The following is an 18,506-nucleotide window of genomic DNA, read 5'->3' as shown; positions in this document are numbered from 1 at the left end:
CCAACATAGAGAACGTTCGTTCTCGTGTCAAGTAAACTTCTGGGTATGACCGAAGACGAGGCTCGCGAGCGCATCCTCACCGCCGCGGAGGAGCTCTACTACCGCAAGGGGTATGCGGCTGTCGGGATGGACGAGCTGCGCCAGTCCGCCGGCGTGTCGCTGCGCCGCCTGTACTCGCTCTTCCCCGCGAAGACCGACATCGTCGCCGCCGTGCTCGCGCGCAAGCACGCCGAGTGGGAGGCGGGGCTCTCCGCCGCGGTAGCCGAGGCCGGTGACGACCCCCGCGCCCGCCTCCTCGCGGTCTACGGCTACCTCGAGAACTGGTTCTGCGCCGACGACTTCCGGGGGTGCGCGTTCATCAACGCCTTCGGGGAGCTCGGCGGGACGAATCCGGATGTCGCCGAGATCGTCCGCGCGCACAAGGCGTCCTTCCAGGAGTACATGGCCGCGCTCGTCGCCGAGACCGGTGCACCCGATGCGCTCGCGGCGCAGCTGTCGATCCTCGCGGAGGGGGCGCAGAGCACGGCCGCGATCTCCGCGGATCCCACCGTGGCCGTCCAGGCGCGCGGGGCCGCCGAGGTCCTCATCGACGCGGCGTTCGCCCGGGTCTGAGCGTGATCCGCAGCTTTCGGATTGGCTAACCTGGTTAGCGAAAGTGTTTCGCGGTGTCAACCCCGGTGCGGTTCGGCCCCTGCGCCCGTAGCGTTCGGGACATGGAATCACGGACGAGGGGCATCGCCCGGCAGAGCCTGATCATCGCGGCGGCGTCGTTCATGCTGATCGCGGCGTCCGTCGGCGCCGGGGCTTTCGGCGGGGCGTCGGTCGACGACCTTCAGGATGGTGCGCTCTCCGCGCAGGGCTCCTACCTCGCTCCCGCCGGTCCCGCATTCTCGATCTGGTCGCTGATCTACCTCGGCCTGATCGCCTACACGGTGTGGCAGGCGTTCCCGGCGCAGCGACAGGATCCGCGGCAGCAGGCCGTGGGCGGATGGATCGCCGTGTCGATGGTGCTGAACGGCCTCTGGCTCGTGACAGCCCGGTATCTCTCCCTCTGGCTGACGGTGGTCGTGATCGCGCTGCTGCTGGCGCTGCTCGCGCGGGTCATCGTGGTGCTGGGGCGCTTCCCGGCGCGCAGCATCACCGACCGCGTGCTGACCGACGGAGCGAACGGCCTGCACTTCGGCTGGGTCACGATCGCGACCGTCGCCAACACGGCCGCCTGGCTGACGCAGATCGCTCCCGACGGCTGGGCGCAGCAGGCGGACGTCTGGGCCGTCGCCGTGCTCGTCGTGGTCCTGGTGATCGGCGCCGCCGCGGCGTGGGTGACCGGCCGCCTCGCCCCTGCCCTCGCGACGGCCTGGGGCCTGGTGTGGCTCGCGGTCGGTCGCCTCACGGGGCAGCCGGAGAGCACCCCCACCGCGATCGCCGCGATCGTCGTGGCCGTGGCGCTGGTGGCCGTGGCGGTCATCGCGTCGGTGCGCCGGCGGGCTCGCGTGCGGCGCTGACACCTCGCATCGGAAGGCGCGGGGAAACAGCGCCAGCGGGTGCCGTCCGGGGCATCCGACCGCTCAGAGCACGAGGCGGTAGCCCATCCCGGTCTCGGTGAGCAGATGCGCGGGAGCGCCCGGCTCCTGTTCGAGCTTCTTGCGCAGCTGTGACATGTACAGCCGCAGGTAGCCCGAGTCGGACACCTGCTCGCTGCCCCAGATCTCCTTGAGCAGGTCCTGCCGGGTGACCAGGGCGCCGGGGTGCCGCGACAGGTGCTCCAGCATCCGCCACTCCGTCGGGGTCAGATGCACGCGCGTGCCGCCACGGGTCACGGTCTTCGTGGCGAGGTCCACCACCACGTCGCCGAACGTCACGGCCGACTCCCCGTTCGCCGGCACGGATCGACGCGAGAGCGCCCGCAGCCGGGCGAGCAGCTCGTCGACCTGGAAGGGCTTCGTCACGAAGTCGTCGGCCCCCGCGTCCAGGGCCTCGACCTTGTCGGCGGATCCCGTGCGACCGGACACCACGATGATCGGCACGTTCGTCCATCCGCGCAGCGCCTGGATCACCTCGATGCCGTCGAGCCGCGGCATCCCGAGGTCGAGCATGATGAGGTCGGGATGCGTCTGCGCGGCCGCGGCGATCGCGGCGGCACCGTCGGCGGCCACCACGACCTCGTACCCGTGGGCGGCGAGGGTGATCCGCAGCGCCCGCACCATCTGCGGGTCGTCGTCGGCGATGAGGAGCTTCACTCCGTCCCCTCCGTGTCGGTGAGCCCTGCGCCGAGCGGCAGGGAGATGACCATGGTGAGTCCGCCGCCAGGGGTGTCCTCGGGTGTCAGGGTACCGCCCATGCCCTCGGTGAAACCGCGCGACAGGGCGAGTCCGAGACCGAGCCCCGTCGTGTTGTCGGTGTCGCCGAAGCGCTGGAACGGCTGGAAGATGCGGTCCCGCCGCTCGGGTGAGACGCCCTCCCCGCGGTCGATCACCCGGATCTCCGCGTGGTCGCCGAGCGCGCTCGTGGAGATGATCACCCGGCTGCCGTCCGGGGCATGGCGATGCGCGTTGGCGAGCACGTTGACCAGCACGCGCTGCAGCAGCACGGGGTCGGCGAACACGGGCGGCAGATCGGGGTCGAGGGCGAGTTCGACGTCGGCCGGTCCGAGTCCGAGCTCGTCGACCGCAGCGAGAACGGTGCCGGCTGCGTCCATCCGCGAGGCCGAGACGGCGAGCACTCCCGCCTGCACGCGGCTGACGTCGAGCAGGTCGGTGACCAGCGTCGACAGGGTCGCGAGGCTCTCGTCGGCCGTGGCGAGCAGCTCCTCGCGATCCGAGGCCGAGAGCTCGTGGGCGCCGCGCAGCCCGCCGATCGCCGCGACGGCCGAGGCCAGCGGGCGCCGGAGGTCGTGACTCACGGCCGAGAGCAGGGCGCTGCGCACCTGGTCGGTCTCGGCGAGAGCCTCGGCCTCGCTGGCGGTCGCCCGCAGGTCGGTGTGCTCGATCGCGGCGGACAGCTGCGCGACGATCGCGTCGAGCAGTCGCCGCTCGGGTCCGGCGAGCGCCTCGCCGTTGAGCTCGAGCACCGCGCGGGGGCCTCCGCCGGGGCCGATGCCGACCGGGATCGTGGTGGCCCGGCCGTCCGCCACCGGCTCCCCATCGCTCGCGAGCACCTCGCCGTCGGGCGCGAGCAGTCGCACACCACTGAGTCCGAACGCCTCCCGGGTGCGGCTCACCAGGGCGAGCACCGCGTTGTCGCCGCGCAGCACGTTGCCGGCGACGGCGGCGAGCAGCTCGGCCTCCGCGGCGGCGCGCTGGGCGATGCGGGCGCGCCGGGCTGCCTGGTCGACGATGAGGCTCACCAGGATCGCGATCACGACGTACAGCGTGAGGGCGAGCACGTGCAGCGGGTGGGCGATCGTGATGGTGAACAGCGGGGCGACGAACAGGAAGTCGAGCGTGATCCCCGACAGCACCGCGGCGAACACCGCCGGGCGGATGCCGCCGATGAGGGCGACCACGACGACGAGGAGCTGGTAGGCGAGCACCTCGGCCGTGATCGACTCCGGACTGCGGAACGTGAACATCACCCAGGACAGCAGCGGTCCGAAGACGAGCGCGACCGCGAAGCCGAGCACCTGACGTCGCCACCCGAGCGCGCCGCCCGTCATCCGCGGCAGGGCCAGCCGTCCGCCCGCGGCGGCGTGCGTCACGATGTGCACGTCGATGTCGCCGGAGCGGCGGATCACCTCCGAGCCGATGCCGGGTCCGGTGAGCGCGGCGGTGAGTCGACCGCGTCGGCTGACGCCGATCACGAGCTGGGTGGCGTCGGCTCCCTGCGCGAACTCGACCAGGGTGGCGGGGATGTCATCGCCGACGACCTGGTGGTAGGTGCCGCCGAGCGATTCCACGAGGGCGCGCTGCGCGGCGAGTGCTCCGGGTGTCTCGTCGCGCAGTCCGTCCTGCGCCGTGACGTGCACGGCGAGCAGCTCCCCGCCGGCGGAGCGAGCGGCGATCCTCGCACCTCGCCGCAGCAGGGTCTCGCCCTCCGGCCCGCCGGTGAGCGCGACGACGACCCGCTCCCTGGCCTGCCACGTGCCCTCGATGCCCTGCTCGGCGCGGTACGTGCGCAGGGCGCTGTCGACCTCGTCGGCGAGCCAGAGCAGAGCGAGCTCGCGCAGGGCGGTCAGGTTGCCGAGCCGGAAGTAGTTCGACAGCGCGGCGTCGATCCGCTCGGCCGGATACACGAGCCCGGCGGAGAGCCGATCGCGCAGGGACTGCGGAGCGAGGTCGACCACCTCGACCTCGTCCGCGGCCCGCACCACGGCATCCGGGATCGTCTCCTGCTGCGCGATGCCCGTGATCTTCTCGACCACGGCGTTGAGCGATTCGATGTGCTGCACGTTCACCGTGGTGATCACGTCGATGCCGGCATCGAGCAGGTCGTCGACGTCCTGCCAGCGCTTCCGGTGTCGCGAGCCGGGACTGTTGGTGTGTGCGAGCTCGTCGACGAGCGCGATCTCCGGGGCGCGGGCGAGCACGGCATCGAGGTCGAGCTCGGTGAGGGCGACGCCACGGTGGTCGTCGATGCGACGGGGGACCTCGGGCAGCCCGACGGTCTGCGCCAGGGTGGCCGCGCGCTCATGCGTCTCGACGATCGCGATGACGACGTCGTGGCCCTCCTCCCGCAGCCGACGTCCTTCGGCGAGCATCTCGAACGTCTTGCCCACGCCGGGAGCCGCGCCCAGCAGGACGCGAAGGCGTCCGCGGCGCGGCTGCTCGGGTGTCGAGCGATGCGTCCGATCTGCGCTCACGCGCCCTCCCCGTCATCCAGAGCGAGGTTGAGTTCGGCGACGTTGATGCGCTCTTCGCCGAGGAATCCCAGATCCCGCCCTTGAATCCTAGACTCCACGAGGCCGCGCACCTTCTGTTCCGAGAGGCCGCGCGCCTCGGCCACGCGCGGCACCTGGAGCAGGGCATAGGCGACGCTGATGTGCGGGTCGAGGCCCGAGCCGGAGGCGGTGACCGCATCGGCGGGGACCTCGGACGGATCGACGCCCTCGCGCTCCGCGATCGCGGCCTTGCGCTCGCTGATGGCGGCGACGAGGTCGGGGTTCTCGGGGCCGAGGTTGCTGCCGCTGGAGCCGGCGCCGTCGTAGCCGTCACCGGCTGCGGAGGGCCGTGACTGGAAGTACTCGGGCAGGGCATCGCCGTCGGCATCCGTGAAGGACTGGCCGATCAGCGCGCTGCCCCGGTCGCCGGGCAGGGGCGAGCCGTTCGCCTGTCCGGGGAGCGCGAGCTGACCGATCCCGGTGACGAGGAGCGTGTACCCGACGCCGAGCACGAGGGTGAGGACGAGCATCGCGCGGATGGCGACCCCGGTGGTGCGGAGGGTGATGCGAGAGGAGGACATGTGATGCCTTTCAGAGCTGACCGGTCGTTGAGCGAGCGAAGCGAGACGAAACGCAGAGACGAAACGCAGGCCCGGTCAGAAGCCCGGGATGAGGCTGACGACGAGGTCGATGAGCTTGATGCCGATGAACGGTGCGATCACACCGCCGAGGCCGTAGATGAGCAGGTTGCGCTGCAGGATCTGGGCGGCGCTCGCCGGGCGGTACTTCACACCGCGCAGGGCGAGTGGGATGAGGAAGACGATCACGATCGCGTTGAAGATGATCGCGCTGGTGACGGCGGATGCCGGGGAGTGCAGCTGCATGATGTTCAGCGCCGCGAGGCCGGGGAAGACCCCCATGAACATCGCCGGGATGATGGCGAAGTACTTCGCGATGTCGTTCGCGAGCGAGAACGTGGTGAGTGCTCCGCGCGTGATCAGCAGTTGCTTGCCGATGCGGACGATGTCGATCAGCTTGGTCGGATCCGAGTCGAGGTCGACCATGTTGCCGGCCTCCTTCGCGGCCGAGGTGCCGGTGTTCATCGCCACGCCGACGTCGGCCTGGGCGAGGGCCGGAGCATCGTTGGTGCCGTCGCCCGTCATCGCGACCAGGCGTCCGCCCTCCTGCTCGCGGCGGATGAGGGCCAGCTTGTCCTCCGGCGTCGCCTCGGCCAGGAAGTCGTCGACGCCGGCCTCCGCGGCGATGGCCTTCGCGGTCAGCGGGTTGTCGCCGGTGATCATGACCGTGCGGATGCCCATGCTGCGCAGCTCGTCGAAGCGCTCGCGCAGGCCGTCCTTCACGATGTCCTTGAGGTGCACGACGCCGAGGACGCGTCCGTCGACGGGGCGTCTCGTCTCGCTGCGCTCGCTCGACGACCGGGCCTCGGCCGACCGGGCACCGTCCGACAGCGCATCGTCCGACCGGGCATCGTCCGACCGGGCATCGGTCGTTGAGCGAGGAGCGGAGCGACGAGACGAAACGTCCGCACCGCGAACGGCGACGACGAGGGGAGTGCCGCCGCTGGAGGCGACGGAGTCCGTGCGGGCCGTCAGCTCCGCATCCTCCGCGTCGAGCCCGAGCCAGGCCCGCACCGCGGAGCCGGCGCCCTTGCGGATCTGCGTGCCGTCCGCCAGGTCGAGTCCGCTCATGCGGGTCTGCGCCGTGAACGGGACGACCACCGCATCCTCCGGGGCGATGACCCGGATGCCGTGCGCGGCGGCGAGCTCGACGATCGAGGCGCCCTCGGGGGTCGGATCCGCGAGCGACGACAGCGCCGCGACGCGCAGCAGCTCGTCGGCGTCGATGTCGGGGAGGGGCAGCACCTCGTGCGCGCGGCGGTTGCCGTAGGTGATGGTGCCGGTCTTGTCGAGCAGCAGCGTGGTGACGTCGCCGGCGGCCTCGACCGCGCGTCCGGACATCGCGAGCACGTTGCGCTGCACGAGCCGGTCCATGCCGGCGATGCCGATGGCCGACAGCAGGGCGCCGATGGTGGTCGGGATGAGGCAGACGAGCAGGGCGATCAGCACCGGGATGCTGACGGGCGATGCGGCGTACGACGCGATCGGGTTCAGCGCGAGCACGACGACCAGGAAGATGATCGAGAGGCTGGCGAGCAGGATGTTCAGGGCGATCTCGTTGGGCGTGCGCTGACGGCTGGCGCCTTCGACGAGCGCGATCATCCGGTCGACGAAGGTCTCGCCGGGCTTCGAGGTGATGCGCACGACGATCCGGTCGGACAGCACGCGGGTGCCGCCGGTCACGGCACTGCGATCGCCGCCGGATTCGCGGATCACCGGAGCGCTCTCGCCCGTGATGGCCGACTCGTCGACGGTCGCGATGCCCGAGACGATGTCGCCGTCGCCGGGGATCAGCTCGCCGGCGGTGACGATCACGACGTCGTCGCGCTGCAGCTCGGCCGAGGAGACCTGGGTGGTCGCGGCGTGCTCGGCGGCGGCATCCGCTCCCTGGTCGTAGGCGACCACCCGCCGGGCCATGGTGCTGGTGCGGGTCTTGCGCAGGCTTGCGGCCTGGGCTTTGCCGCGGCCCTCGGCCACCGACTCGGCGACGTTCGCGAACAGGACCGTGAGCCACAGCCACGCGGCGATGCCCCACGTGAACGGTGCAGGGACCGGCGTGCCGCCGGAGTCGGCGGGGCCGCCCAGGAACGGCTCGGCGATCGCGAGCACGGTGGTGAACGCGGCGCCGACCCAGACGAGGAGCATGACGGGGTTGCGGACCAGTGCCGCCGGGTTCAGCTTGCGCAGGGCCCCGGGGAGCGCCTGCACGAGCTGTGCCCAGCCGAAGGAGCGGGGGTGCTGCGCGGGCGGCTCGGTCGTCGAGTGATCGGCGGGAGTCGAGGCGTCGGTGATGAGGGTCATGGTCAGACGAGTCCTTCAGCGAGGGGGCCCAGTGCGAGCACGGGGAAGTAGGTGAGCGCCGTCACGACGACCGTCACGGTGAGGAGGAGGCCGACGAACTGCGGCCGGTGGGTGGGCAGTGTGCCGGTGGTGGCCGGAACGCGCTCCTGCGCCGCGAACGAGCCGGCCAGTGCCAGCACGAGCACGATGGGGAGGAAGCGTCCGAGGAGCATGGCGACGCCGAGCGCGGTGTTGAACCACGGGGTGTTCGCGGTGAGTCCGGCGAACGCCGAGCCGTTGTTGTTCGCGGCCGAGGTGAACGCGTAGAGCACCTCGCTCATGCCGTGCACGCCCGGGTTCAGGATGCTGGTGGACTCCACGTCCTCCCGGATGCCGGGGATCGCGAAGCTCAGGGCGGTGCCGCCGAGGACCAGAGCCGGGACGACGAGGATGTACAGGCTCGCGAGCTTGATCTCCCGCGGCCCGATCCGCTTGCCGAGGTACTCGGGTGTGCGTCCGACGAGCAGCCCGCCCACGAAGACGGCGATGATCGCGAGCACGAGCATCCCGTAGAGACCCGAGCCGACGCCGCCGGGGGCGACCTCGCCGAGCATCATGTTCAGCATCGGCATCATGCCGCCGAGTGCCGTGTAGGAGTCGTGCATCGAGTTGACCGCGCCGGTGGAGGTGAGCGTGCTGGCGCTGCCGAACAGCGTCGAGCTCAGGATGCCGAAGCGCACCTCCTTGCCCTCCATCGCCGCGCCGGCGAGCTCGGGGGCGGTGCCGCGGCCGGCCAGCTCGAGGGCCGAGAGCGCGAACGTCGAGATGAGGAAGAGCGTGCCCATGACGGCCGCGATCGCGTAACCCTGTCGGTGGTCGCCGATCATGCGGCCGAACGTGCGGGGGAGTGCGAACGGGATGACGAGGATCAGCAGCACCTGCACCAGGTTCGTGAAGCCGGTCGGGTTCTCGAAGGGGTGCGCGGAGTTGGCGTTGAAGAAGCCGCCGCCGTTGGTGCCGAGCAGCTTGATCGCCTCCTGTGAGGCGACCGGTCCCCCCGGGATCGTCTGCGTGCCGCCCGACACCGTGGTGACATCGGTGAAGCCCGCGAAGTTCTGGATCACGCCGCCGGCCAGGAGGGCCACGGCGCCGATCAGGGCGAGCGGGAGCAGGAGACGCCCGAGACCGCGGATGAGGTCGACCCAGAAGTTCCCGATCGTCGACGAGCCGCGGCGGGCGAGTCCGCGGATCAGCGCGATCGCGATCGTGAGACCGACGGCCGCCGACACGAAGTTCTGCACCGTGAGCCCGGCGAGCTGCACGGTGTAGCCCATGGTCTGCTCCGGCGAGTAGGACTGCCAGTTGGTGTTGGCCACGAACGAGGCTGCGGTGTTGAACGCCAGCCCCTCCGGCACGGCAGGGAGCCCGAGCGACTGGGGCAGGAACGCCTGGAGTCGCTGCAGTCCGTAGACGAGCAGGACGCCGACGACCGAGAAGGCGAGCACACTGCGGGCGTAGGCGCGCCAGGTCTGCTCGGAGGATGGGTCGACGCCGATGAGTCGGTAGACGCCGCGCTCGACCCGGAGGTCGCGCGCCGAGGTGTACACGTGGGCGATGTAGTCGCCCAGGGGGCGGTAGAGGAGTACGAGCACGACCACGACGGCCGTGATCTGCAGGATGCCGAACCAGACGGACGCGTCCATCAGAACCTCTCCGGTGCGACGAGCGCGACCACGAGATAGACGACGGCGGCGACGGCGAGGGCGGCGGCCAGGATCTCGAAGACGATCATGCGCGATCCACCCCCTTCGCGACCAGGGACACGAGGGCGAACAGCGCGAGAGTCAGCGCGATGTAGATGATGTCGAGCACGGAGTCGATACAACTCCCGCACAGCGCTCGCGGCTGCCATCCTCACGCTTCCCCTACGCCTCCGGAGCGGATGCATGCGGGTTGCTCACAGCGACGGTGCTCCCGTGGCCGCCGAGCGCACCCGCCGCCACTGCGAACAGATATATCGCGAATCGTCGCACCGTCCTCGAATGAGGACATAGAGTGTTCGTGCGGAGACCGGAGGTGCATCGATGACTGCTGTCGACCTGTTCTACGACGATCTCGACGCGTGCGCTGCCGACCTCACGGAAGCGGCGACGCAGCTCCAGTTCGACGCGTCCCGTCTCCGCGGCGATGATCCGGGCGTCGGGGCTCCCCTCGGCCGGTACCAGCTGAAGGCGGAGCTGAACCGCAGGATGGATCAGCTGCACGATGCGACCGCCGGACACGGCGATGCCGGGTCGGCACTCGGCGCGGCTCTCTTCGCGATCGCGTCGGAGTACTCGGAACTCGATGAGGAGCTTTCCGGGGAGGGGGCTCCGTGATGCTGACATCACCGAGGCGGGGGTATCCCCTCGAGCGCATCGCGGGTGACGTCGGCACGATGTCGGGGTGGGTCGATCAGCTCGAGATCGTCGCCGAACACCTGAGTGCGCTGCGGGGTGCGTCGGCGCGCGGAACCGGGCTGGCGGGGATGGGGCAGGCGGTCTCGGCGGCGCGCGCCGATTCTCTCGCGATCCTGTCGGTCATCGGCCCGCACGTCGCGGTCGCACAGGTGCTCTCCGCGGTGCTGTCCACGTATGCGTTGGCTCATGACGCGCACGCGCGCGCGGCGAACGCCCTGATCGAGGAGATCGAGGACGCGCATGCGGCCTGCGAGACCCTGACTGCGGCGTCGGACGCGGCGGGTCACGGAGCGCTCGCCGCAGCACGTGGTGATGATCCGGCCGCGTCGCAGCGGGCCGAGGGCATCGCGGCCGAACGGATCGCGGATCGCCGACGGGTCGAGGAGATGCTCGACGACCTCTGGGCGCGATACGAGTTCCACTTCGGGGCGTGGGACGAGGCCTACGACGCGGCCGTTCACGGTCTGCGGATCGAGCGGGGCGCGGTGCTCACTTTCGAGTCTCGACACCTCCTGGACGACCTGCTCGCGGCCGACGTCCCGGCGGACGTGCTGAGGCTGTGGCTCGCCCATCCGGAGCTGCAGGAGGAGCTGATCGCCGCGCAACCGGCGCTCCTCGGCGGGATGGACGGACTCCCCGCCGTCGCGCGGGTGCGGGCGAACCGGCTGTGTGCGTCCGGATGGATCGATGCGGCGCAGCAGGAGCTCGACCAGGAGCCGGAAGGTTCCGAGCGGGCGGTCTTCCTCACGAGGGAGATCGCCTACCTCGGGAAGGTGCTCAGCGGCGCCGTGCAGCTGTATCTCTACGACCGCGACTTCTCCCGCATCGTCGAGGTCGTCGGCGATCTGGCCACCCCGGTGGAGCGCGTGATCACCTACGTGCCCGGGACGTTCACGAGCCTGGCGGACTTCTACGCGGGGAACGTGCAGCAGGTCGCGACATCGATGATGAAGAACATCCCCGGCACGGCCGCATTCGTGTACAAGGACGGTGCGTTCCCCGGGGAGGATGCGGAGGCCGGCGGAGCGAACATGCTCCGGATCCGCGAGGCGAACGACCACGACCGTGCGGAAGAGGCCGGTCGGCAACTGGCACGGTTCGAGGCGGGCATGCGGGTGGATCCGTCCGTGGCGACGGCCGAGCAGGACGCGATCGGGTTCAGCTGGGGGTTGGCGGATGTGACGAGTTCCGAGGTGGCGGGCGCCGAGTTCGACAAGGTCCTCTCCCTGTCCGGCGCGGGGATGCCGCCGGAGTGGAGACCGGATCCCCACACCGTGTACGCCGACTTCTCCTACCGGGACGTCCTTCAGGAGGGCCAGCAGATGGGCATCGTGTGGAACCGCAACAATCCGCGCTCACACCCCGCCTTCGAACACGGCGACTACTACGTGGGGCCGGATGACGACGTCCTCGATCGGGCCGATGGTCGCAGCCTCGGCCGTCCGACGGTCAGCCTCCCGCCCGACTACTTCCGGGTGCTGACCGAGAACCACACCCTCATCGCGACGGATGATCCGGACAACAAGGGCGCGCTGCAAGACATGCGAAGGCTGGTCCAAGAGTGACGTGGTTGGTGAGGATGGCGACTGTCGGCACCCTGGCTCTCGTGCTGGCACTGGCTGGATGCGCGCAGCCGCAGACGCAGCATCCTGAGAAGGGAGAGAGCAGCGTGACCTGGGAAGAGGCGAAGGCGGCCGCGAAAGCCAAGACCTTGGAGATCGTGGCGCTCATTCCGAGCGAGGACGTCGTCAGCGTGGATCAGCATGAGACCGGATCATTGTTCAGCTGCGATGAGAGTCGACATGCCTGGACCGGAATCACCTATGTGACGCTGGTCTCCGGCGCCGACATCGAGGCCATCACAAGAAAAGTGGAGAAGCAGCTGGCGGATCTGCTTCGTGACCGAGGTGATTTCGAGGTGACGAATCGGCGGGACATCTTCGACGATTACGCCGTCACCGCGCAGTCGACGAGTACGGCCGAGGCCTACCTCCTCGGTGCGAGTGAGCCCGGGGCGATTGCAATCGATGCGTGGTCGGTGTGCTTCACGCTTCCGGAGGGCACGTACCCCGGCGGGAGCTTCTGATCCGTGCCTGCCGTCGGCATGACCGCGGCCGCGCTGGCGGCCGACCGAGCGGGTCTATGCTCGCGAGGTGAGTGCGCGACGGGTGCGGATCAGCGCGGGGATGGTGGTCGCCCTCGCGCTCGCGGCGCTGGCCGTCGTGACGGTCGCCACGGGCCTGCTGCCGCGGGCGGATGCGGGAGCCCTCGGGCTCCGGATAGCGCCGGTCCTGGGGTTCGTCGTGGCGATCACGATCGTCGCCGAACTCGCCCGCGACGCCGCGGTGTTCGACGTCGTCTCGCAGCGGCTCGCCCGGTGGGGTCGAGGCCGCGTGCTCGCGCTGTGGGCGCTCGTCGTGGTGCTCGCCGTGGTGAGCACCGTGTTCCTGTCCCTCGACACGACGGCTGTGATCGTCACCCCGGTCGTCGTGGTCCTCGCGCAGAGCATCGGCGTCTCACCCCTGCCGTTCGCCTTGGCGACCGTCTGGCTCGCCAACACGGCATCCCTCGCGCTCCCGGTGTCGAACCTCACCAACCTGCTCGCCGCCCCCGCGATCGGCGACGGACCCGGAGCCTTCATCGCGCTGAGCTGGGCACCGACGCTCGTCGGCATCCTCGTCCCCGTCGCGATCCTGACGATCCTGCACCGGCGCACGGTGTTCGGCGCCTACGAGACACCGGTGCCGCGGCGGCCCGCCGATCCGACGCTGTTCTGGAGCGCCGCCGGCATCCTCCTCGTGCTCATGCCGCTGCTCGCCCTCACGCACGATGTGTGGATCCCGGCCACGGCGGCCGCCCTCGCACTGATGATCCTGTTCGCGGTGCGGCGACGGCGGGCCCTGCGCCTCTCGCTCGTCCCGTGGCAGGCGCTCGCGCTCGCCGCGTCGCTGTTCGTGCTGGTCGAGGCCGCGCATGCGCAGGGCCTCCTCGACTTCCTGACCTCGCCCACCGCGAACGGCGACTCTGCCGGCGACCTCTTCCGGCTGGCCGCGCTCGGGGCCGTGAGCGCCAACGCGATCAACAACCTCCCGGCATACCTCGTGCTCGAGCCGGCCGCGGGCGACCCCGTCGCGCTCATGGCCCTGCTGATCGGCGTGAACATCGCCCCGCTCGTCACCCCGTGGGCCTCGCTCGCGACGCTGCTCTGGCACCACCGGATCGTGGCCCTCGGGGTCACGATCCGGTGGAGTCGCTTCATGCTCTGGGGAGTGGTGGCCGCCGTCCCGACCGTGCTCGCCGCCGTGCTCGTCCTGATGCTCGTCTCGGGCTAGCGCTCGGAGCACGGGCAGCCGGTCAGTCGGTCAGTCGGTCGCGAGCGAATCCAGGAAGGCGCGCGTCTGGGCTGCCAGCTCGGGCGACTGCGTGTGGTGGAGGTAGTGACCGCCGTCGATCCTGACGACCTCGCCGCGGTCGACGCTCACGGCCTGGACCTCGTGCAGCTCCAGCCATCCGGGAACCTCGGCATCCTCGTCCGCCACGAACAGCAGCACGGGAAGGTCGGCGGGGAACGTCCGTCCGCTGACCGCGGCGAAGTTGGCGGGGGCGTTGTCCATCTCGTCCAGCAGGGTCGGGGCGGCCGCGTTCCTCGCGCTGAGCACCTGCATCTGCTCCTTCGTCTCGTCGTCGTCGGGCAGCCCCTCGTAGGTGTCGCCGGCGATCCCGCTCAGCACGCGGGTCAGGCCGAGAGTCGAGAGAGTGCTGATGACCGAGGTCGGGATCGGCTCGTCCCATCCGGGCTGGTCGGGCACGCTGCTGTCGATGCCCACGAAGGCCGAGACCTCGTCGGCGTAGGCGGCCGTGTAGGTGAGGGCGTAGATGCCCGAGATCGAGTGCCCCATCAGCACGTACCGGTCGACGCCGAGCTCCTGCAGCGCCGCGTGCACCTCGCGGGTGATGTTGTCGGCGGTGCGCGTGACGTCGGTCTGGTCGCTGAGTCCGGTGCCGAACGGCTCCACCGCGACGACCCGGTACGTATCCTGCAGCTCCGCGATCAGCGGCTGGAAGTCGAGAGCCGGCGCTGCCGTGCCGAGGCCGGGGAGGAGCACGATGGTCTCGTCGCCGTCACCCGCCACCACGACGTTCATGGACTTCCCGTCGACGGTCACGGATTCGCCGTAGGGGGTGAAGACGGAGGCTTCGACCTTCGTGGCGATCACGTTGCCGATCGCGGTCGCCGCTATGGCGAGGACAGGGACCGCCACGATGGCTCCGACGGTGATGAGGGCGACTTTCCAAGGCTTGCGCATGGTGCTCTTTCTGGATCACGGATCCGGGTTCCCGCATCCGTGATCCAGTCCACTTCACTCCTGCGTTCGCGGGAAGTGTCGCCCCGTCATCGTCTGCGGTGACTTGTGTCATGGACGCGGACGGCCGACCGGACTGACAGGATGGCGGCATGGGTGTTCTCTACGACTACTTCTCCGCGCCGAACGACGAGGAGGCCGCGAAGGTCCTCACGGTCGAAGGAGGTCCCGGTGCGCCGGACTCCGGGTACGACGCCGTGGCCCTCAAGGGCATCGACCCCGTCGTGCAGCTCGGCACGCTCGAGTCGCTGCTGACCGCGACCCCGTATGACGATGTGATCGACGACCCGCGCAGCGGCAGCATGCTCGCGGCGGGCGAGGACTACGAGCAGTTCGTGGTCACGCTCACCGGCTCCCTGGTGGCCGCGCTCGCGGCGGCCGACGACGCGGGTCTCGCGCAGGTGGCGGCGCCCTGGTCGCAGACCGACGAGTTCGGCGGGCACGTGTCTCCGGAGGAGCTGACGCCGGCGCTGAGAGACCTGGCCGCGCTCGCGCGCCGCGCCGAGTCGTCGGGCGCACTCGTCTACTGCTGGGTCTGCGTGTAGCTGCCCGTCACTCCGGTCCTCGCACGCGTCGCATCTCCGCCGCGAGCGCTCCATTGGTCTCCGTGAACCGCGTGGCGATGTTCTCGCGCACCTCCGGCGTCTTGTTCTGGCTGAGCTTGGCGCGCGCATCGAAACGGGTGACGCGCATCTGCAGGCCGACCGTGCCCTTCGCCGCGCGGCGGGTACCCTCCTCGTCCTCCGACAGGCTGCGGCCGTGCGGCTGCCGACTCTCGAAGTGGTCGGTCAGCCGGGCGAGCATGGCGTAGTTCTCCTCCTCGCTGAGGATCTCGGGGATGCCGTACAGGTGAGCGGTCACGTGATTCCACGTCGGCACCAGGTCGCCGGGCGCGTACAGGCTCGATGACACGTAGTCGTGCGGCCCCTGGATGATCACGAGCACCTCGTGCCGGCCGAGCTCGTGGAGCTGCTCGTCCGGTCGCCCGAAGTGACTGGCGATCACGATGTCGTCCTCGTCCTCGAGCAGCAGGGCGGGGTAGTGCGAGGCGACGAGTCCGCCGCTCGCGGGGGACACGAACGTCGCCCAGGGATTTCCGCGGATGAGGCGCTTGACCTCTTCCGGGTCGGTCATCAGGTAGCGGGGTGTGTGGCGCATCAGGACTCCTTCTTCTCGGTGGACGATCGGTTCGTTCGGCGGCGGTCGATCAGGCGGGTGCGCACGGCGAGTGCGGCGCAGGCGATCACGGCGAGTCCGCCGACAGCGGTGGCCCAGCCGATCGGCTCGTGCAGCAGCAGGGCGGCCCAGGCGATGCTCATCACGGGCTGGACGAGCTGGATCTGACTCACCTGTGCCATCGGTCCGATCGCGAGCCCGCGGTACCAGGCGAAGAAGCCGAGGAACATGCTCACCGCGGCGAGGTAGGCGAACGCGAGCCACTGCACCGGCGTCGCGGTGGGTGGCTGCTGCACGGCCGACGCCACGGTCAGCACGGTCATCAGGGGAGCGGCGACGATCAGCGCCCACGACACCGTCTGCCAGGATCCGAGTTCGCGTGCGAGCAGGCCGCCCTCCGCGTAGCCGATCGCCGCGGCGGCGACGGCACCGAACAGCAGCAGGTCGGCACCGGTGAGCGATCCGAGTCCACCGTTCTGCAGCGCGGCGAACACCACGGCGGCGACCGCTCCGAGGATCGCGAAGACCCAGAACGAGCGGGCCGGGCGTTCCCGGGTGCGGAGCACCACGGCGACCGCGGTGGCGGCGGGAAGCAGCCCGATCACGACCGCGCCGTGACTGGCCGGTGTCGCGGTCATGGCGAACGAGGTCAGCAGCGGGAAGCCGATCACGACCCCGCCGGCGACGACGGCGAGACGCCCCCACTGCGCCTTCGTGGGTGGGCTCTGACGGGTCGCGGCCAGGGCGATGCCCGCGAGGAGGGCTGCGACGACCGCGCGCCCCGACCCGATGAACAGCGGTGAGAGCCCGCCGATCGCGATGCGCGTGAACGGGAGGGTGAAGGAGAAGGCGGCGACACCGAGGAGCCCCCACCAGAGTCCCGCACGGGTTGATAGCACTGGTCGCGTCGAGGCGATAACGCTACTCTGTTCTTTCATGAGTCAGGATAGCAGTGACCGGATCGTCGCCGGGGTCCGTGCGTGGATCGCCACCGCATCCCCGGGCGCGCGGGTCCCGTCGAATCGCGCGCTCATGGCGGAGTACGGGGCGAGCCCGGTGACCGTGCAGAAGGCGATGCAGCAGCTCGTCCGGCTCGGGCTGGTCGAGTCGCGGCCCGGCGCGGGGACGTTCGTCCGTGCCGTCCCCACCGCTCGCGCGGTCGACTACGGCTGGCAGACCGCCGCGCTCGGCACCGCGCCCGCCGGACTCGCCGGCCTGTCGTCGACACAGCGCACCGTCGCACCCGACGCGATCGGACTGCACTCGGGCTATCCCGCGGTCGACCTGTTGCCGGAGCGTCTCGTGCGCCAGGCGCTCGTGCGCGCCGCACGCACCGATGCGGCGCTGACCCGCTCTCCGGCCGCCGGGCTGCCCGAACTCCAGGCGTGGTTCGCGGGTGAGCTCGCAGCCGCTGCTCCCGCCGGCGTCACCCCGGCCTCGGCGCGGGATGCCCTGATCATCTCCGGGAGTCAGAGCGGGCTGAGCTCGATCTTCCGCGCGGTCGTGGGCGTCGGCCAGCCGCTGCTGATCGAGTCGCCGACGTACTGGGGCGCGATGCTCGCGGCCGCACAGGCCGGGGTGGTCCTGGTGCCGATCCCGTCGGGCCCGCATGGACCGGACCCGGACGATGTCGAGCGCGCGTTCGTCCAGACCGGGGCTCGGGCCTTCTACGCGCAGCCGACGTTCGCCAATCCGACGGGCGCGCAGTGGCCGATCGCGACGGGCCAGGCCGTGCTCGAGACCGTGCGTCGTCACGGCGCCTTCCTGATCGAGGACGACTGGGCGCACGACCTCGGGATCGACGCCGACCCGCGTCCGATCGCCGCCTTCGACGACGACGGTCACGTCGTCTACCTGCGCTCCCTCACCAAGAGCGCCTCGCCCGCCCTGCGCGTCGCGGCCGTGATCGCCCGAGGCCCGGCCCGAGACAGGATCCTCGCCGACCGCGCGGCCGAGTCCATGTACGTGAGCGGGCTGCTGCAGGCCGCCGCGCTAGACGTGGTCACCCAGCCCGCCTGGCGCACGCACCTGCGCGGGTTCCGCGAGCATCTGCGGGTGCGTCGCGACCTGCTGATCTCGAGCCTCGCCACGCATGCTCCCGCGGCACACGTGGAGGGCGTCCCAGTGGGCGGCCTGAATCTGTGGGTGCGGCTGCCCGAGGGGACGGACGTCCTGCAGGTCGTCCGTGCGTGCGAGGTGCGCGGACTGATCATCGCGCCGGGGTCCGAGTGGTTCCCGGCGGAGCCCTCCGGCTCCTATGTGCGTCTCAACTACGCGAACGCCGACCCCGGCCGGTTCGCGGAGGCGGCCGGCATCCTCGGTGCCGTGCTCGACGGCGTCTGACGGCGCTCCGCCACGTCAGGCGAAGGCGCTTCCGAGGAGCAGGAGTATCGCCGTCGCCCCGACGATGTAGATGAGGAACATGATCGTGGAAGCGATCGTGACGCCGGCGAAGAACCGGTAGAGACGGTCCTTGCGGTCGATGCCGTCGAACGACCTCACCCATGCCGTGAAGACGATGACGAACACGGTGATGACGCCGAGGGCGATGCCGAACCCGGTGCTGAATCCCCAGATCTGCGGGAAGAGGAAGGGGAGAATTCCGGTGCGTGTGGTGGCGCCGATCGTGGCCAACACCAGCCCGACCACGTTGACGGCCGTGAGGGGCCACAGCCACCGGTACTTCGGGCGCGCGCGCTCCGTTGCACCGTGCGCGTCGTGCGGAGCAGGAGAGGGCTGCGGGCTCATCGGTCCAGCGTACGGGCCCGACCTG

General features: G+C 70.5%; 18 protein-coding genes. 8 read left to right on the top strand and 10 right to left on the bottom strand.

Annotated features, from left to right (window positions below):
- Nucleotides 1-45: 45 nt before the first annotated feature.
- Both AC07VM_RS12970 and AC07VM_RS12965 read left to right on the top strand, forming a co-directional pair.
- Nucleotides 46-612 (top strand): TetR/AcrR family transcriptional regulator, encoded by a 567-nt coding sequence (locus tag AC07VM_RS12970; RefSeq protein WP_494911580.1) that lies wholly within the window; start codon nt 46-48, stop codon nt 610-612.
- A 101-nt stretch (nt 613-713) separates the two neighbouring features.
- On the top strand, nt 714-1,505 hold the full coding sequence (locus tag AC07VM_RS12965) for a TspO-related membrane protein (RefSeq protein WP_494911578.1): 792 nt from the start codon (nt 714-716) through the stop codon (nt 1,503-1,505).
- Nucleotides 1,506-1,568: 63 nt separating this feature from the next.
- Here AC07VM_RS12965 and AC07VM_RS12960 read toward each other — a convergent pair whose 3' ends face one another.
- The 6 genes from AC07VM_RS12960 to AC07VM_RS12935 form a co-directional block, all read right to left on the bottom strand.
- The gene (locus AC07VM_RS12960; protein WP_267416981.1) at nt 1,569-2,240 is read right to left on the bottom strand and encodes a response regulator; all 672 of its coding nucleotides are present in this window, start codon (nt 2,238-2,240) and stop codon (nt 1,569-1,571) included.
- Nucleotides 2,237-4,798, bottom strand: a complete 2,562-nt coding sequence (locus tag AC07VM_RS12955; protein WP_267416982.1) for an ATP-binding protein — start codon at nt 4,796-4,798, stop codon at nt 2,237-2,239. Before AC07VM_RS12955 ends, AC07VM_RS12960 begins: the two co-directional genes overlap by 4 nt.
- On the bottom strand, nt 4,795-5,397 hold the full coding sequence (gene kdpC, locus AC07VM_RS12950) for a potassium-transporting ATPase subunit KdpC (RefSeq protein WP_267416983.1): 603 nt from the start codon (nt 5,395-5,397) through the stop codon (nt 4,795-4,797). The genes AC07VM_RS12955 and kdpC overlap by 4 nt, the downstream gene beginning before the upstream one ends.
- A 75-nt stretch (nt 5,398-5,472) precedes the next feature.
- Complete coding sequence (gene kdpB / locus AC07VM_RS12945; protein ID WP_267416984.1) at nt 5,473-7,755, bottom strand: potassium-transporting ATPase subunit KdpB; 2,283 nt, start codon at nt 7,753-7,755, stop codon at nt 5,473-5,475.
- Between the two features lie 2 nt (nt 7,756-7,757).
- Nucleotides 7,758-9,437, bottom strand: coding sequence for a potassium-transporting ATPase subunit KdpA (kdpA, locus tag AC07VM_RS12940; RefSeq protein ID WP_494911575.1), 1,680 nt, complete (start codon nt 9,435-9,437; stop codon nt 7,758-7,760).
- Entirely contained in the window at nt 9,437-9,526 is a 90-nt protein-coding gene (locus AC07VM_RS12935; RefSeq protein ID WP_017201862.1) for a potassium-transporting ATPase subunit F, read from the bottom strand. The genes kdpA and AC07VM_RS12935 overlap by 1 nt, the downstream gene beginning before the upstream one ends.
- A gap of 292 nt (nt 9,527-9,818) precedes the next feature.
- On the opposite strand from AC07VM_RS12935, the gene AC07VM_RS12930 reads away from it, so the two are divergent.
- The 4 genes from AC07VM_RS12930 to AC07VM_RS12915 all read left to right on the top strand — a co-directional run bounded on the left by AC07VM_RS12930 (nt 9,819) and on the right by AC07VM_RS12915 (nt 13,525).
- Nucleotides 9,819-10,112 (top strand): hypothetical protein, encoded by a 294-nt coding sequence (locus AC07VM_RS12930; protein WP_494911573.1) that lies wholly within the window; start codon nt 9,819-9,821, stop codon nt 10,110-10,112.
- On the top strand, nt 10,112-11,758 hold the full coding sequence (locus AC07VM_RS12925) for a hypothetical protein (RefSeq protein WP_494911571.1): 1,647 nt from the start codon (nt 10,112-10,114) through the stop codon (nt 11,756-11,758). The genes AC07VM_RS12930 and AC07VM_RS12925 overlap by 1 nt, the downstream gene beginning before the upstream one ends.
- Nucleotides 11,759-11,799: 41 nt before the next feature.
- A complete protein-coding gene (locus AC07VM_RS12920; RefSeq protein WP_494911570.1) occupies nt 11,800-12,279 on the top strand; it encodes a hypothetical protein in 480 nt (159 codons plus the stop codon).
- Between the two features lie 100 nt (nt 12,280-12,379).
- Entirely contained in the window at nt 12,380-13,525 is a 1,146-nt protein-coding gene (locus AC07VM_RS12915) for an SLC13 family permease (protein WP_494911719.1), read from the top strand.
- A 30-nt stretch (nt 13,526-13,555) separates the two neighbouring features.
- Here AC07VM_RS12915 and AC07VM_RS12910 read toward each other — a convergent pair whose 3' ends face one another.
- Nucleotides 13,556-14,500 (bottom strand): alpha/beta fold hydrolase, encoded by a 945-nt coding sequence (locus AC07VM_RS12910; protein ID WP_494911568.1) that lies wholly within the window; start codon nt 14,498-14,500, stop codon nt 13,556-13,558.
- A gap of 149 nt (nt 14,501-14,649) precedes the next feature.
- Between AC07VM_RS12910 and AC07VM_RS12905 the strand changes: the two genes are divergently transcribed.
- Nucleotides 14,650-15,102 carry a hypothetical protein gene (locus tag AC07VM_RS12905; protein WP_494911567.1) on the top strand — a complete coding sequence of 151 codons (453 nt, stop codon included), beginning with the start codon at nt 14,650-14,652 and terminating at the stop codon, nt 15,100-15,102.
- Between the two features lie 7 nt (nt 15,103-15,109).
- On the opposite strand, the gene AC07VM_RS12900 is transcribed toward AC07VM_RS12905, so the two are convergent.
- Nucleotides 15,110-15,715 (bottom strand): FMN-binding negative transcriptional regulator, encoded by a 606-nt coding sequence (locus AC07VM_RS12900; RefSeq protein ID WP_494911566.1) that lies wholly within the window; start codon nt 15,713-15,715, stop codon nt 15,110-15,112.
- A complete protein-coding gene (locus AC07VM_RS12895) occupies nt 15,715-16,671 on the bottom strand; it encodes a DMT family transporter (RefSeq protein ID WP_494911564.1) in 957 nt (318 codons plus the stop codon). The genes AC07VM_RS12900 and AC07VM_RS12895 overlap by 1 nt, the downstream gene beginning before the upstream one ends.
- Here AC07VM_RS12895 and AC07VM_RS12890 point away from each other — a divergent pair.
- The gene (locus AC07VM_RS12890; RefSeq protein ID WP_494911563.1) at nt 16,670-18,076 is read left to right on the top strand and encodes an aminotransferase-like domain-containing protein; all 1,407 of its coding nucleotides are present in this window, start codon (nt 16,670-16,672) and stop codon (nt 18,074-18,076) included. The two genes, AC07VM_RS12895 and AC07VM_RS12890, sit on opposite strands and share 2 nt — an antisense overlap.
- A 15-nt stretch (nt 18,077-18,091) precedes the next feature.
- Here the strand turns inward: AC07VM_RS12890 and AC07VM_RS12885 are convergent, their stop codons facing one another.
- Entirely contained in the window at nt 18,092-18,481 is a 390-nt protein-coding gene (locus tag AC07VM_RS12885) for a hypothetical protein (protein ID WP_494911562.1), read from the bottom strand.
- Between the last annotated feature and the right edge of the window lie 25 nt (nt 18,482-18,506).

It is taken from the genome of Microbacterium sp. GW821-FHT01D02 (assembly GCF_059422585.1).
Note: the sequence above shows the minus strand (reverse complement) of the source record. Positions and strands in the feature narration are given on the sequence as shown.